The organism is Citrobacter sp. Cpo100, from assembly GCF_030332595.1.
Classification (GTDB): Bacteria; Pseudomonadota; Gammaproteobacteria; order Enterobacterales; family Enterobacteriaceae; genus Citrobacter; species Citrobacter portucalensis.
Genome location: NZ_JAOWHM010000023.1, coordinates 103500 through 119105 on the forward strand (window position 1 = coordinate 103500; position 15606 = coordinate 119105).

At 53.1% G+C, this 15606-nt stretch carries 15 protein-coding genes and 1 other annotated feature; of the genes, 11 read left to right on the forward strand and 4 right to left on the reverse strand.

The genetic code is table 11. The annotated features are described in order from the left end of the window. Positions 1–30: 30 nt before the first annotated feature. Positions 31–1698 carry an energy-dependent translational throttle protein EttA gene (gene ettA / locus OGX96_RS01685; protein WP_032942320.1) on the reverse strand — a complete coding sequence of 556 codons (1668 nt, stop codon included), beginning with the start codon at positions 1696–1698 and terminating at the stop codon, positions 31–33. Positions 1699–1905: 207 nt separating this feature from the next. Between ettA and sltY the strand changes: the two genes are divergently transcribed. Both sltY and trpR read left to right on the forward strand, forming a co-directional pair. Continuing rightward, positions 1906–3843, forward strand: a complete 1938-nt coding sequence (sltY, locus tag OGX96_RS01690; RefSeq protein ID WP_008786137.1) for a murein transglycosylase — start codon at positions 1906–1908, stop codon at positions 3841–3843. An 89-nt stretch (positions 3844–3932) separates the two neighbouring features. Next, entirely contained in the window at positions 3933–4259 is a 327-nt protein-coding gene (gene trpR, locus OGX96_RS01695; protein ID WP_032934222.1) for a trp operon repressor, read from the forward strand. Between the two features lie 89 nt (positions 4260–4348). Here trpR and yjjX read toward each other — a convergent pair whose 3' ends face one another. Continuing rightward, positions 4349–4873 carry an inosine/xanthosine triphosphatase gene (yjjX, locus tag OGX96_RS01700; protein WP_057067005.1) on the reverse strand — a complete coding sequence of 175 codons (525 nt, stop codon included), beginning with the start codon at positions 4871–4873 and terminating at the stop codon, positions 4349–4351. A 71-nt stretch (positions 4874–4944) separates the two neighbouring features. Here yjjX and gpmB point away from each other — a divergent pair, with 71 nt between their 5' ends. Then, positions 4945–5592, forward strand: a complete 648-nt coding sequence (gene gpmB, locus OGX96_RS01705; protein WP_003019006.1) for a 2,3-diphosphoglycerate-dependent phosphoglycerate mutase GpmB — start codon at positions 4945–4947, stop codon at positions 5590–5592. Here gpmB and robA read toward each other — a convergent pair. After that, entirely contained in the window at positions 5589–6458 is an 870-nt protein-coding gene (gene robA, locus OGX96_RS01710; protein ID WP_003829933.1) for an MDR efflux pump AcrAB transcriptional activator RobA, read from the reverse strand. The genes gpmB and robA overlap by 4 nt on opposite strands. 211 nt (positions 6459–6669) lie before the next feature. Here robA and creA point away from each other — a divergent pair, with 211 nt between their 5' ends. Genes creA through creD form a run of 4 tightly spaced genes read left to right on the forward strand, consistent with a single transcriptional unit; the run spans position 6670 to position 10688 of the window. Continuing rightward, a complete protein-coding gene (creA, locus tag OGX96_RS01715) occupies positions 6670–7143 on the forward strand; it encodes a protein CreA (protein WP_003018998.1) in 474 nt (157 codons plus the stop codon). Positions 7144–7155: 12 nt separating this feature from the next. Next, on the forward strand, positions 7156–7845 hold the full coding sequence (gene creB / locus OGX96_RS01720) for a two-component system response regulator CreB (RefSeq protein ID WP_003829928.1): 690 nt from the start codon (positions 7156–7158) through the stop codon (positions 7843–7845). Then, positions 7845–9269 carry a two-component system sensor histidine kinase CreC gene (creC, locus tag OGX96_RS01725; RefSeq protein ID WP_048214983.1) on the forward strand — a complete coding sequence of 475 codons (1425 nt, stop codon included), beginning with the start codon at positions 7845–7847 and terminating at the stop codon, positions 9267–9269. Before creB ends, creC begins: the two co-directional genes overlap by 1 nt. Positions 9270–9326: 57 nt before the next feature. Beyond that, the gene (gene creD, locus OGX96_RS01730) at positions 9327–10688 is read left to right on the forward strand and encodes a cell envelope integrity protein CreD (protein ID WP_100271535.1); all 1362 of its coding nucleotides are present in this window, start codon (positions 9327–9329) and stop codon (positions 10686–10688) included. Between the two features lie 60 nt (positions 10689–10748). Here creD and arcA read toward each other — a convergent pair whose 3' ends face one another. Beyond that, entirely contained in the window at positions 10749–11465 is a 717-nt protein-coding gene (gene arcA, locus OGX96_RS01735) for a two-component system response regulator ArcA (RefSeq protein ID WP_001194359.1), read from the reverse strand. A 95-nt stretch (positions 11466–11560) separates the two neighbouring features. Here arcA and yjjY point away from each other — a divergent pair, with 95 nt between their 5' ends. From yjjY to thrA, 4 genes are all read left to right on the forward strand, one after another. After that, positions 11561–11701 (forward strand): YjjY family protein, encoded by a 141-nt coding sequence (yjjY, locus tag OGX96_RS01740; RefSeq protein ID WP_042998021.1) that lies wholly within the window; start codon positions 11561–11563, stop codon positions 11699–11701. 399 nt (positions 11702–12100) lie between these two features. Next, on the forward strand, positions 12101–12787 hold the full coding sequence (locus OGX96_RS01745) for a tRNA/rRNA methyltransferase (RefSeq protein WP_003829762.1): 687 nt from the start codon (positions 12101–12103) through the stop codon (positions 12785–12787). 206 nt (positions 12788–12993) lie between these two features. Further along, positions 12994–13120, forward strand: a sequence feature (Thr leader region). Beyond that, the gene (thrL, locus tag OGX96_RS01750) at positions 12999–13064 is read left to right on the forward strand and encodes a thr operon leader peptide (RefSeq protein WP_032337689.1); all 66 of its coding nucleotides are present in this window, start codon (positions 12999–13001) and stop codon (positions 13062–13064) included. It overlaps the preceding feature by 66 nt. Before the next feature lie 23 nt (positions 13121–13143). Then, positions 13144–15606: a bifunctional aspartate kinase/homoserine dehydrogenase I gene (gene thrA / locus OGX96_RS01755; protein WP_286582103.1), complete on the forward strand. Its 2463-nt coding sequence runs from the start codon at positions 13144–13146 to the stop codon at positions 15604–15606.

The following is a 15606-nucleotide window of genomic DNA, read 5'->3' on the forward strand; positions in this document are numbered from 1 at the left end:
GTAAAGCCGCCATCCGGCACTTAACGCTAATTACTTAGAAATACGCTTGTACTTAATACGTTTCGGCTCCAGCGCATCGGCGCCCAGCGTACGTTTTTTGTACTCTTCGTATTCGGTAAAGTTACCTTCGAAGAACTCAACCTTACCTTCATCCTGGTAATCCAGAATGTGGGTGGCGATACGGTCGAGGAACCAACGGTCGTGCGAGATAACCATCGCGCAGCCCGGGAATTCCAGCAGGGCGTTTTCCAGCGCGCGCAGGGTCTCGATATCCAGGTCGTTGGTTGGTTCATCGAGCAGCAGCATGTTGCCGCCAACCTGCAGCAGCTTCGCCAGGTGCAGACGACCACGCTCACCACCGGACAGCTCGCCGACGCGTTTGCCCTGATCCACACCTTTGAAGTTGAAGCGGCCCACGTAGGCACGGCTTGGCATCTCGGTGTTGCCGATTCGCATGATATCCAGCCCGCCGGAAACTTCTTCCCACACGGTTTTGCTGTTGTCCATGGCGTCACGGAACTGGTCAACGGAGGCCAGTTTGACGGTTTCACCCAGCGTGATGGTGCCGCTGTCAGGCTGTTCCTGACCGGACATCATACGGAACAGGGTAGATTTACCCGCGCCGTTCGGACCGATGATGCCGACAATTGCGCCTTTCGGTACGGAGAAAGTCAGATCGTCGATCAGAACGCGATCGCCGTAGGATTTACGCAGATTGGTGACTTCAACGACTTTATCGCCCAGACGTGCTCCAGGTGGAATAAACAGTTCGTTGGTTTCGTTACGTTTCTGGTATTCGGTGTTGTTCAGCTCTTCAAAGCGTGCCAGACGGGCTTTACCCTTAGACTGACGACCTTTAGCGCCCTGACGCACCCACTCCAGCTCTTTCTCAATGGATTTACGGCGAGCCGCTTCCTGAGAGGCTTCCTGGGCCAGACGCTGATCTTTCTGTTCCAGCCAGGAAGAGTAGTTACCTTCCCACGGAATACCTTCACCACGGTCCAGCTCCAGGATCCAGCCCGCAACGTTGTCGAGGAAGTAACGGTCGTGGGTAATCGCCACTACGGTGCCTTCGAAATCGTGCAGGAAGCGTTCCAGCCACGCGACGGATTCGGCGTCCAGGTGGTTGGTTGGTTCGTCGAGCAGCAGCATGTCTGGTTTTTCCAGCAGCAGGCGGCATAGCGCAACGCGGCGGCGTTCACCACCGGAGAGATTCTCAATTTTAGCGTCCCAGTCCGGCAGACGCAGGGCGTCAGCGGCACGCTCGAGCTGCACGTTCAGGTTATGACCGTCGTGCGCCTGAATAATTTCTTCAAACTTGCCCTGTTGCGCGGCCAGCTTATCGAAGTCGGCGTCCGGCTCGGCGTACTTGGCGTAAACTTCATCCAGACCTTTCAGTGCACTAACCACTTCGGCAACCGCTTCTTCAACGGATTCACGAACGGTATGTTCTGGGTTCAGTTTTGGTTCCTGCGGCAGGTAACCGATTTTAATGCCTGGCTGTGGGCGAGCTTCACCTTCGATATCGGTATCAATACCGGCCATGATGCGCAGCAGGGTAGATTTACCCGCACCGTTCAGACCGAGAACACCGATTTTGGCGCCAGGGAAGAAGCTCAGTGAGATGTTTTTAAGAATATGACGTTTCGGCGGAACGACTTTGCCGACACGATGCATGGTATAAACGAATTGAGCCACGTGGACTTCGCCTCTTTTATAGTGATGAATAGAGTTTTCAAAGGCGAAGTGTAGCCTTTTTCATTGCCCAATCCCAGCCAGCAGATCTCACTCGCAACAAAAGTAAAAAAGTGTCCGTGACGTGGCGCATTCTGCAATGTCTGGTTAGCATGAATTAATTAAGCGGCATGATGCTGCACAGACGTAACATGAGAAGAGGAAGAGCTTGTGGACAAAGCCAATCAATTTACCTGGCGCCTGCTGGCAGCCAGCGTATGTCTGCTGACGGTCAGTCAGGTGGCGCGAGCCGACTCCCTGGATGAGCAGCGCAATCGTTATGCGCAAATCAAGCAAGCCTGGGACAACCGACAGATGGATGTCGTAGAGCAGATGATGCCCGGCCTGAAGAACTATCCTCTGTACCCGTATCTGGAATATCGTCAGATCACTGACGATCTGATGAATCAGCCCACCATTACCGTTACCAATTTTGTGCGTGCCAATCCGACACTGCCTCCTGCGCGTACGCTGCAATCGCGTTTCGTGAATGAACTGGCGCGCCGCGAAGACTGGCGCGGACTGCTGGCGTTCAGCCCGGAAAAACCGGGTACCACGGAAGCGCAATGTAACTATTACTTCGCGAAATGGAGTACCGGGCAAACCGAAGAAGCCTGGCAGGGCGCGAAAGAGCTGTGGTTGACCGGGAAAAGTCAGCCGAATGCCTGTGACAAATTATTTGGCGTATGGCGCGCCTCAGGCACTCAGGATCCGCTGGCGTATCTGGAGCGTATTCGTCTGGCGATGAAAGCCGGGAATACCGGTCTGGTGACGGCGCTGGCCGGACAGATGCCCGCGCAATACCAAACCATTGCCTCTGCGATCATCTCGCTGGCCAACGATCCGAATTCGGTGATGACTTTTGCACGTACCACCGGCGCCACGGATTTCACCCGACAGATGGCGGCGGTCGCCTTTGCCAGCGTGGCGCGTCAGGATGTGGAAAACGCCCGCCTGATGATCCCGTCCCTGGTGCAGGCGCAACAGCTCAATGACGAGCAAACCCAGGAGCTGCGCGACATTGTTGCCTGGCGTCTGATGGGCAATGACGTCACCGACGAGCAGGCCAAATGGCGTGATGATGCGATTATGCGCTCCAATTCCACCTCGCTTGTGGAGCGTCGCGTGCGCATGGCGCTGGGAACCGGCGATCGTCGTGGCCTGAATACCTGGCTGGCACGTCTGCCAATGGAAGCAAAAGAAAAAGACGAGTGGCGCTACTGGCAGGCTGATCTGCTGCTGGAGCGCGGACGTGATGCGGAAGCCAAAGAGATCCTGCACCAGCTCATGCTGCAGCGTGGTTTCTATCCGATGGTGGCGGCACAGCGCCTGGGCGAAGAGTACGAGCTGAAAGTGGATAAAGCGCCAGCGAACGTTGATTCTGCGCTGACTCAGGGGCCAGAAATGGCACGCGTACGCGAGCTAATGTACTGGAACATGGATAATACCGCGCGCAGTGAATGGGCGAATCTGGTTACCAGCCGTACCAAGTCCGAGCAGGCTCAGTTGGCGCGTTACGCGTTCAACAATCACTGGTGGGATCTGAGCGTTCAGGCGACGATCGCCGGTAAGCTGTGGGATCATCTGGAAGAGCGCTTCCCATTGGCCTATAAAGATCTGTTTACCCGTTACACCAGCGGCAAGGATATTCAGCCAAGCTATGCGATGGCGATAGCGCGTCAGGAAAGCGCCTGGAACCCGAAAGTGAAATCACCGGTCGGCGCCAGCGGGCTGATGCAGATTATGCCGGGCACGGCGACGCATACGGTGAAAATGTTCTCGATTCCAGGTTACAGCAGTCCGAGCCAGCTACTGGATCCTGATACCAACATCAACATTGGTACCAGCTATTTGCAGTACGTATATCAGCAATTCGGCAATAACCGCATCTTTGCGTCGGCAGCCTATAACGCCGGTCCGGGACGCGTTCGCACCTGGCTTGGCAATAGCGCTGGCCGCATTGATGCTGTGGCGTTTGTCGAAAGTATTCCATTCTCAGAGACGCGTGGTTACGTGAAGAATGTGCTGGCTTATGATGCGTACTATCGCTATTTCCTCGGCGATAAACCGGAGTTGATGAGCGACGCAGAATGGCAACGTCGTTACTGATCGTGTCGATTGTGTTATGCTATCGTACTCGTTAAAGAGTACAAAAGGGGGAAGCAAGCACGCTTCCCCCGCAACGATGGCGATATCTTATGACTCAGCAATCACCCTATTCAGCAGAGATGGCAGAACAACGTCACCAGGAGTGGTTACGTTTTGTCGATCTGCTTAAACACGCCTATGAACAAGATTTACACCTGCCGCTGCTCAATTTGATGTTAACGCCGGATGAGCGTGAAGCGTTGGGCACGCGTGTGCGTATCATTGAAGAGCTGCTGCGCGGCGAGATGAGCCAGCGTGAGCTTAAAAACGAGCTTGGGGCGGGGATTGCCACTATTACGCGGGGGTCGAACAGCCTCAAATCCGCACCGGTGGATTTGCGTCAGTGGCTGGAGCAGGTACTGCTAAAAAGTGTCTGATTCTCTCGTAGGCCGGATAAGGCGAAGCCGCCATCCGGCAATGGTGCGCGCTGCTTGCCTGATGGCGCTACGCTTATCAGGCCTACAAATTACAATGACTCATCGTATATCGCGTTATGAAACGGGCTGAGCGCCAGAATCACCGCCTGGTGATAGACGCTTGAGCGCGTCAGCTTGCCCGCGGTAAAAACGCCGATTGCGCCTTCTTTACGGCCAATTTCATCAATACCCGTATAGTCCGACATCACCGGGCCGAGCGCTTCACCTTTACGGACTCTGTCGAGAATGACAGTCGGCAATGGCAGCGTGGCTGAACGGGCTTCACCGCGCTGAATGCCGTTATCAATCACCACCCAACTAAAGGTGGCATCGTCGTCAATTCCTGCTTCAATGGCGACCCAGAAATCAGCCTGCGGGTGCAGGCGGCGAGCGTTATCAACGCGATTTCGTGCGCCAGTGCGCGTTTCCTGGTTTCCGAAAGGTTGTTCCGGCACGCCACTCTCGACGGCGACGGGTTCAATATGGCAGGATCCTTCCCCGAAAATCTCTTCAAATGCCCGCAGAATTGCCTGAATTTTGGCAGGATTGGTGGTCGCAGAGATAACCTTGTGCATAATTAAGCTCAGTTTGAAAATTCATCGCAGAGTCTACTCAACGTATGACGAGTATATAACGGAAAAAAAGCATGTTACAGGTATACCTTGTTCGCCATGGCGAAACGCAGTGGAACGCCGAGCGACGTATTCAAGGCCAGTCAGATAGCCCACTAACCGCTAAAGGTGAACAACAAGCCATGCAGGTGGGAGAACGCGCCCGCTCGTTTGGTATTACGCATGTCATCAGTAGCGATCTTGGTCGTACACGACGCACCGCAGAAATCATCGCCCAGGCCTGCGGCTGTGATATCACCTATGATTCTCGTCTGCGTGAGTTGAATATGGGGGTGCTGGAAAAACGTCACATCGATACGCTGACGCCAGAGGAAGAGGGCTGGCGTCGCCAGTTGGTGAACGGCACGGTGGATGGTCGTATTCCGGAAGGGGAATCGATGCAGGAACTGAGCGATCGCGTCAATGCGGCGCTGGCATCCTGTCTGGAGCTGCCGCCGGGAAGTCGTCCACTGCTGGTCAGCCACGGTATCGCGCTGGGTTGCCTGGTGAGCACAATTCTGGGATTACCGGCATGGGCTGAACGTCGCTTGCGTCTGCGCAACTGTTCTATTTCTCGAGTTGATTACCAGGAAAGCTTATGGCTGGCGCCGGGATGGGTCGTTGAAACGGCAGGGGACATCTCACATCTGGACGCCCCTGCGTTGGATGAACTGCAGCGCTAGCGGCGAATCGGAATCAGGAATTCGCAGCGCAGGTTGATCGGGCGATCTCCCGCTTTGGCATCTTCTGCCGGGTAGTATCGCTCGATATCCTGTCCTTTACGGCGCGTCAGGTTCAGCATTGGCATGCATGTGCCGTAAACCGTCAGGATAAACTCTTGCACACCGGTTCCCAGCCCTTCGTAGGTAAACATCACGTACTCGCCACCCTGTAACAGGATAGGCTGCGCCGACGGCACATAGCCATTGGCCTGTTCCGGTGTCAGTGCTGTGGTGTAAAACACTTCCTGTTCGTCGTCTTTTTCAATGCTCGGACGCGTTTCGTTAAGCCCGTACAGCACTGGCGGGATCGCCGGAGCCTGAGCAAGGAAGTCGCGCCAGAACTGAATACGCATTTCATGACGGAAATCTGAAATCTGTTCCAGCGAGCAGGAATAGCTTTGCGTGGTGCCGAGCAGTTGCGTATCTTCCAGCGTAACGAACTCGTGCGCAGGCATTGTAAATTCACCCAGTCGCATTGGCGGGCGAATACCGAATGCGCTCCATTCCGGTGAACGGCGATACAGCGCTGGTGTCTGCGAAAATTGTTTCTTGAATGCGCGAGTAAAAGTTTGTTGAGAGTCGAAGCGATATTGCAGCGCAATATCCAAAATTGGACGCGCAGTCAGGCGCAGCGCCACTGCGGATTTCGATAAACGACGGGCGCGGATATAGGCGCCAATAGCATGGCCCGTCACGTCCTTAAACATTCTCTGCAGGTGCCACTTGGAATAGCCCGCTTTTGCCGCCACATTGTCAAGCGACAAAGGCTGATCCAGATGACCTTCCAGCCAGATTAATAGGTCGCGAATAATGCCAGCCTGATCCATAAAATATCCTCATCCTTTCAACAACGAGTACCTGACGTCAGGTATGAGGATAATAGCATTTTTTGCTGTTTTAGCATTCAGTGTTTTTTTTGCTCATAAGTGCTTTTTTCGGACATACGAAAGCGTGATTATTGTAATCCTGTGATCTGTATACATTTTATCTTAGAATGTTTAATAATTACGCAGAACAACTTTTAAGAATGGTAACAATATGAAATATAAGAGCTTAGTCATTTCCTCAATTCTGCTGATGTTGGCGCAGGTCGCCCATGCGGAGCAGATTGGATCTGTCGATACGGTGTTCAAAATGTTTGGGCCGGATCATAAAATTGTGGTCGAAGCGTTTGACGATCCGGATGTTACCAATGTGACCTGCTACGTGAGTCGTGCGAAGACCGGCGGCATCAAAGGTGGACTGGGGCTGGCGGAAGATACCTCCGATGCCGCCATCTCTTGCCAGCAGGTTGGGCCGGTAGAACTGAGCGACAGAATCAAGAACGGTAAAGCTCAGGGCGAGGTGGTATTTAAGAAACGTACCTCGCTGGTGTTTAAATCTTTACAGGTCGTGCGTTTTTACGATGCGAAACGTAATGCGCTGGCCTATCTGGCCTATTCAGATAAAGTTGTCGATGGATCGCCCAAAAATGCCATCAGTGCGGTACCCATCATGCCGTGGCGGCAATAACAAGGAAGCACAATGCAACAGCCGTTGATCTGGTTGGTTGAGGATGAGCAGGGAATCGCTGATACGCTTATCTACATGCTGCAACAGGAAGGGTTTAGCGTAGAGGCGTTTGAGCGCGGATTTCCCGTGCTGGAGAAATCTCGCCAGCAATGCCCTGATGCCATCATTCTGGATGTCGGGCTACCGGATATCAGCGGTTTTGAACTGTGCCGACGTTTACTGGAACGCCACCCGGCGTTGCCGATCCTATTTCTGACCGCGCGCAGCGATGAAGTGGATCGCCTGTTGGGGCTGGAAATTGGCGCAGATGACTATGTTGCCAAGCCTTTCTCGCCGCGTGAGGTGTGCGCTCGTGTGCGTACGCTGCTGCGGCGGGTGCAAAAATTCTCCACGCCTTCATCGATGACACGCTGTGGGGATTTTGAACTTAATGAGCTGGCCGCGCAGATTACCTGGTTCAGCATGCCGTTGAACCTGACGCGTTATGAATTCCTGCTGCTGAAAACATTGCTGATGTCGCCGGGACGTATTTACTCTCGCCAGCAACTGATGGATTTAGTCTGGGCAGACGCGCAGGATACCTTTGACAGAACGGTTGATACTCACATCAAAACGCTGCGCGCCAAGCTGCGGGCTATCAATCCGGAACTTTCCCCCATCAATACACATCGCGGTATGGGATACAGCCTGAGGAATTGCTGATGCGCATTGGCATGCGTTTGCTGCTCGGCTATTTTCTGATTGTCGCGGTCGCCGCCTGGTTTGTTCTGTCGATCTTTGTGCAGGAAATTAAGCCAGGCGTTCGTCGGGCGACCGAAGGTACTCTAATTGATACCGCCACGCTGCTGGCTGCACTGGCGCGTGATGACGTGCTCTCTGACTCACCGGCTAACGGCAAGCTGGCGCAGGCATTTGCGCAGCTGCATAACCGCCCATTTAATGCCAACATCAGCGGCATTAACAAAGTGCGTAATGAATACCATGTCTACATGACGGACGCGCAGGGCAAGGTGTTGTTTGATTCAGCTAACCAGGCCGTCGGTCAGGACTACTCCCGCTGGAACGATGTGTGGTTAACGCTGCGTGGGCAGTATGGCGCCCGCAGCACGCCGCAAAACCCGAACGATCCGGAAAGCTCGGTGATGTACGTTGCCGCGCCGATCGTAGACGGTGGGCGTATTATCGGCGTGCTCAGTGTCGGCAAACCAAATGCGGCGATGGCACCGGTGATTAAACGCAGTGAACGGCGAATGCTGTGGGCCAGCGCCGTATTGCTGGGCATTGCCCTGGTGATTGGCTTCGGGATGGTATGGTGGATAAACCGATCCATTGCCCGGCTGGCGCGTTATGCCGACTCCGTTACCGAGAATCGCCCCGTCCCACTGCCTGATTTAGGCAGCAGCGAGTTACGCAAACTGGCGCAGGCGCTGGAAAGTATGCGCCTGAAGCTCGAAGGCAAGAACTACATTGAGCAGTATGTCTACGCGTTAACGCATGAGCTGAAAAGTCCGCTGGCGGCTATTCGTGGCGCGGCAGAGATATTGCGCGAAGGCCCGCCGCCAAACGTGGTAGCGCGTTTTACCGATAATATTCTGACGCAAAATGCGCGTATGCAGGCGCTGGTCGAAACTTTGCTGCGCCAGGCGCGACTGGAGAATCGACAGGACATTACGTTGACGGCGGTGGAGGTAGATACGCTTTTTGCTCAGCTCAAAGAGGCGCGTAGCGTGCAACTGGCGGCAAAAAACATTACGCTGACCATTCTGCCTTCATCGCTTAGCGTCGCTGCCGATCCCGCGTTACTGGAGCAGGCATTGGGGAACTTGCTCGACAACGCTATCGACTTCACGCCACAGGGCGGGACGATTACGTTGAGCGCGCATCAGCAGGAGGAGCTGGTCACATTGCAGGTTACCGACAGCGGTAGCGGGATCCCTGATTTTGCGTTGCCGCGTATTTTTGAGCGCTTCTACTCGCTGCCCCGCGAGAATGGGCACAAGAGCAGCGGTTTGGGGCTGGCGTTTGTCAGTGAAGTTGCACGACTGCATGAAGGTACGGTGACATTATCTAACCGACCAGAGGGCGGCGCCCAGGCCTCGTTTACGCTTCACCGTCACTTCACATAACTTCAAATTCTCCGCACATAGCTGTTCTACCTTACTGATAATGCAAAGGAGAACGCTATGTTTAAATCACCCCTGTTTTGGAAAATTGTCACCTTAGGCGGCGCCATATTATTGCTGTTAATACCACTGACGATGGTCAGGCAGATAATCGTTGAGCGATCGGATTATCGTGATGAAGTCGAAGATGCTATTCGTCAGAGCACCAGCGGGCCGCAAAAGATGGTCGGGCCGCTGATTGCCGTCCCGGTGACGGAACTGTATATCGAGCTGGAAGGCGACAAACAGATCCAGCGTAAGCGCAGCTATATCCATTTCTGGCTGCCGGAGTCGCTGGTGGTTGAGGGGAATCAGAACGTTGAAGCGCGTAAAATCGGTATTTACGAAGGCCAGGTTTGGCACAATGACCTCTCGGTGAAGGCCGAGTTTAACGCTGAACGCTTGCGTGATTTAAACCATCCCAACGTCAGCGTCGGCAAACCGTTTATCGTGGTTGGCGTGGGGGATGCGCGCGGGATCGGTGTGGTGCAAGCGCTGCAGGTCAATGGGGAATCGCTGGCCGTTGAGCCAGGGACGGGGCTGGATGGAGGAGCTCAAGGGATCCACATTCCGCTACCTGACGCGAGCTGGGCAGAGCAAAACCTGAGCATGGTGCTGTCGTTGAATTTGAGCGGAACCGGAGATTTCTCCGTTGTTCCGGTTGGCCGTAACAGTGAAATGACTTTAACCAGCAATTGGCCGCATCCCAATTTTCTGGGGGATTTCCTCCCGGCGAAGCGCGAAATCAGCGAGTCAGGATTTAAGGCCCAGTGGCAAAGCAGCTGGTTCGCGAATAACCTCGGCGAACGCTTTGATGGCGAAAAGATTGGCTGGAAGGGAATGCCTGCATTTAGCGTTGCCGTCGCCACGCCAGCGGATCAGTATCAGTTAACGGACAGGGCTACCAAGTATGCCATCCTGCTGATTGTACTGACCTTTATGTCTTTCTTCGTGCTTGAAAGTATGACCAGCCTGCGTCTGCACCCGATGCAGTATCTGCTGGTGGGGCTATCGCTGGTGATGTTTTATCTGCTGCTGCTGGCATTGTCTGAGCACATTGGGTTTACGGCGGCGTGGATTACGGCAAGCCTGGTAGGCGCGTTAATGAACGGGGTGTATCTGCAGGCGATATTACAGAGTTGGCGGAACAGTATTTTATTCACCGTGGCGCTGCTGGGGTTGGATGGGGTGATGTGGGTGCTGCTACGTTCACAGGACAGCTCTTTACTGCTGGGAACCGGCGTGCTGTTGGTCGCGTTGTGTGGCGTGATGTTCCTGACGCGTCATCTTGACTGGCACTCGCTGGCACAGCCAAAACCAAAGCCGACAGAAATTCCGGAGCCTCTGCCTGCGCAGAGTGACGAGTTTCGCTTATGGAAATAGGGCGGTGGGGAAATGAAAAACGGCGCATAACGCGCCGTTTTTTTACCTGTGAGGATTGAATTAATCCTGCAGGTCGCCGCAGAAACGGTAGCCTTCACCGTGAATGGTGGCGATGATTTCTGGCGTATCCGGCGTAGATTCGAAATGTTTACGAATGCGGCGGATAGTCACGTCAACGGTACGGTCATGCGGCTTCAGTTCGCGACCGGTCATTTTTTTCAGCAGTTCTGCGCGAGACTGGATTTTGCCCGGATTCTCACAGAAGTGAAGCATTGCACGGAATTCGCTGCGTGGCAGTTTATACTGCTCGCCGTCAGGACCAATCAGAGAGCGGCTGTTGATGTCCAGCTCCCAGCCGTTGAACTTGTAGCTTTCGACGCTACGGCGTTCTTCGCTGACAGTACCCAGGTTCATGGTACGGGACAGCAGGTTACGAGCACGGATAGTCAGTTCGCGCGGGTTAAACGGCTTGGTGATGTAATCGTCTGCGCCGATTTCGAGGCCGAGAATTTTATCGACTTCGTTATCACGGCCCGTCAGGAACATCAGCGCAACGTTAGCTTGTTCGCGAAGTTCGCGCGCTAACAGGAGGCCATTTTTCCCAGGCAGATTGATATCCATAATCACAAGGTTGATGTCATATTCAGAGAGAATCTGATGCATTTCCGCGCCATCTGTCGCTTCGAATACATCATAGCCTTCTGCTTCGAAAATGCTTTTCAACGTGTTGCGTGTTACTAACTCGTCTTCAACGATAAGAATGTGCGGGGTCTGCATGTTTGCTACCTAAATTGCCAACTAAATCGAAACAGGAAGTACAAAAGTCCCTGACCTGCCTGATGCATGCCGTAAATTAACATGATCGGCGTAACATGACTAAAGTACGTAATTGCGTTCTTGATGCACTTTCCATCAACGTCAACAACATCATTAGCTTGGTCGTGGGTAGTTTCCCTCTGGACCCGACAGTGTCAAAAACGGCTGTCATCCTAACCATTTTAACAGCAACATAACAGGCTAAGACATGCCGGACACCCAATAAAACTACGCTTCGTTGACATATATCAAGTTCAATTGTAGCACGTTAACAGTTTGATGAAATCAACGTATCCAAATGTTTGCTTTCATCACAAAATTGCAATATTACAACTAGTTGCACGAGCTAATTAATAAATGTAATGAATCCAACCAATGCGATCCATTTTAAAATAAATTATCATGGATAAACAGAGGGATATACAACTTTTGTTAACATAAAAAGCAATAGTACAGTTTGGAAATAGTTTAGCATTTTTTACCGGATGCGAAATCCTTTTTCAGTGACTTCTGTTAAAAAAATGTAAATTCGCGCTGCGTAATATGTTGACGTGCGTCACATTATTACTTGCAGACTGACCAAAAAGAGTATCGAAATGCGTTTAACAATTATTCTGGTTGCCCCTGCCAGAGCGGAAAATATTGGTGCGGCTGCCCGTGCGATGAAGACCATGGGATTCACTCAATTACGTATCGTTGACAGCGAGGCGCACCTGGAACCCGCCACGCGATGGGTCGCGCATGGATCTGGCGACATTATTGATAATATTAACGTTTTTCCAACGTTAGCCGATGCGCTTCACGACGTTGATTTTACCGTTGCGACCACCGCGCGTAGCCGGGCGAAGTTCCATTATTACGCCACCCCGGTCGAACTGGTTCCCCTGTTACAGGAGAAATCCACGTGGATGGAACATGCAGCGCTGGTGTTTGGTCGTGAAGATTCGGGGCTGACCAATGAAGAATTAGCGCTGGCAGATGTACTCACTGGTGTACCGATGGTCGCTGACTATCCTTCACTCAATTTGGGGCAGGCGGTGATGGTGTATTGCTATCAATTAGCAGGTTTAATACAACAACCGGCCAAAAACGTTGAGGTGACGGATGAACTTCAGCTGCAGGCATTGCGCGCACGCGTTTTGCGTTTATTAGCCACGCTGAACGTTTCTGACGACATCAAGCTGACGGACTGGTTGCAACAGCGAATGGGTCTGTTGGGGCAGCGAGACACGGCAATGTTGCACCGTTTTTTACATGATATTGAAAAAAACATCACAAAATAAAATGTCGAACAATTTTTGTTGTGCAGTGTTTTGTTCTTGGTTCAAGTGGGCTCAACATGCTGTATTGGTTGAAAGTAAAAGGGCAAGCAGTCGCTCATGAACAAGTTTCGGAATGTGATCAATTTAAAAATTTATTGACTTAGGTCAGCAGATACTTTAACCCTAAAAGAATACAGCACAGACAGATAATAATTACAGAGCACACAACATCATGAAACGCATCAGCATCACTATTACCACAACCATCACCATTACCACAGGTAACGGTGCGGGCTGACGCGTACAGGAAACACAAGAAAAAGCCCGCACCTAAACAGTGCGGGCTTTTTTTTCGACCAAAGGCAATGAGGTAAACCATGCGAGTGTTGAAGTTCGGCGGTACATCAGTGGCAAATGCAGAGCGCTTTCTGCGGGTTGCCGATATTCTGGAAAGCAATGCCAGACAGGGGCAGGTCGCGACCGTTCTCTCTGCCCCCGCAAAAATTACCAACCATCTGGTGGCAATGATTGAGAAGACCATCGGTGGTCAGGATGCTTTAGCTAATATCAGCGACGCCGAACGCATTTTCTCCGAGCTGCTGGTGGGTCTTGCCGCCGAGCAACCAGGTTTTCCGCTGGCGCAGCTCAAAGCCTTTGTTGAACAAGAATTTGCTCAGATTAAGCACGTCCTGCACGGCATCAGCCTGCTGGGACAGTGCCCGGACAGCATCAATGCCGCGCTTATCTGCCGTGGTGAAAAAATGTCGATTGCTATCATGGCCGGCCTGCTGGAAGCACGCGGGCATAACGTAACGGTCATCGACCCGGTGGAGAAATTGCTGGCTGTCGGCCATTACCTCGAATCTACCGTTGATATCGCCGAATCTACGCGCCGCATCGCCGCCAGCCGTATTCCTGCGGACCACATGATTCTGATGGCAGGGTTTACCGCTGGAAATGAAAAAGGTGAGTTAGTGGTGTTGGGGCGTAATGGCTCTGACTACTCTGCCGCCGTACTGGCCGCCTGTTTGCGTGCCGATTGTTGTGAAATCTGGACCGATGTCGACGGTGTATATACTTGCGATCCGCGTCAGGTACCCGACGCCCGACTGCTAAAGTCGATGTCTTATCAGGAAGCGATGGAGCTTTCTTACTTCGGCGCTAAAGTGCTGCACCCGCGCACCATTACCCCTATTGCCCAGTTCCAGATCCCGTGCCTGATTAAAAATACCGGCAATCCGCAAGCGCCCGGTACGCTGATCGGTGCCAGCAGTGATGACGATGATTTGCCGGTAAAAGGTATTTCTAACCTCAATAACATGGCGATGTTTAGCGTTTCCGGCCCTGGAATGAAAGGCATGGTGGGCATGGCGGCGCGCGTTTTTGCCGCGATGTCGCGTGCGGGCATCTCGGTAGTGCTGATCACCCAATCCTCTTCTGAATACAGCATCAGCTTCTGCGTCCCGCAGGGCGACTGCACGCGTGCACAACGCGCCATGCAGGATGAATTCTACCTCGAGCTGAAAGAAGGCCTGCTGGAGCCGTTGGCGGTGACTGAGCGTCTGGCCATCATCTCTGTTGTTGGCGATGGTATGCGCACCCTGCGCGGCATCTCGGCGAAGTTCTTTGCCGCGCTGGCTCGTGCGAACATCAATATTGTAGCGATCGCCCAGGGCTCGTCTGAGCGTTCTATTTCGGTGGTGGTGAATAACGATGACGCGACCACCGGCGTACGCGTGACCCATCAGATGCTGTTCAACACCTACCAGGTGATTGAAGTGTTTGTGATTGGCGTAGGCGGCGTGGGCGGTGCGCTGCTGGAGCAGCTTAAACGTCAGCAAACCTGGCTCAAAAAGAAGCATATCGATCTGCGCGTGTGCGGCGTGGCGAACTCGAAGGCCCTGCTGACCAACGTCCACGGTCTGAATCTGGAAAACTGGCAGTCGGAGCTGGAGAGCGCGAAAGAGCCTTTCAACCTTGGGCGCTTAATTCGTCTGGTGAAAGAATACCATCTGCTCAATCCGGTGATTGTCGACTGTACGTCAAGCCAGGCGGTAGCGGATCAATATGCCGACTTCTTGCGTGAAGGCTTCCACGTGGTTACGCCGAACAAAAAGGCCAACACGTCGTCGATGGATTACTATCATCAGCTGCGTTTTGCCGCCGCGAAGTCTCGTCGTAAATTCCTGTACGACACCAACGTGGGCGCGGGCTTGCCGGTTATTGAAAACCTGCAAAATCTGCTCAGCGCAGGTGATGAACTGCAACGTTTTTCAGGCATCCTTTCTGGCTCACTGTCGTTTATTTTTGGCAAGCTGGATGAAGGCATGAGCTTCTCGCAGGCCACCACCCTGGCGCGTGAGATGGGCTATACCGAACCCGATCCGCGTGACGATCTTTCCGGTACGGACGTGGCGCGTAAGCTGCTGATCCTGGCCCGTGAAACTGGTCGTGAGCTGGAGCTTTCTGACATTGTCATTGAGCCGGTCCTGCCAAAAGAGTTTGATGACTCCGGTGATGTTTCCGCGTTTATGGCGAAATTGTCGCAACTGGATGACGTCTTTGCCGCGCGCGTGGCGAAAGCCCGTGATGAGGGAAAAGTATTGCGCTATGTTGGCAATATCGAAGAGGACGGTGTTTGTCGCGTGAAAATTGATGCAGTAGACGGCAACGATCCGCTGTTTAAAGTGAAAAACGGTGAAAACGCGCTGGCGTTCTATAGCCACTATTATCAGCCGTTACCGTTGGTTCTGCGCGGATATGGCGCGGGTAACGATGTGACGGCGGCGGGCGTCTTTGCCGACCTGCTACGCACCCTTTCATGGAAGTTAGGAGTCTGA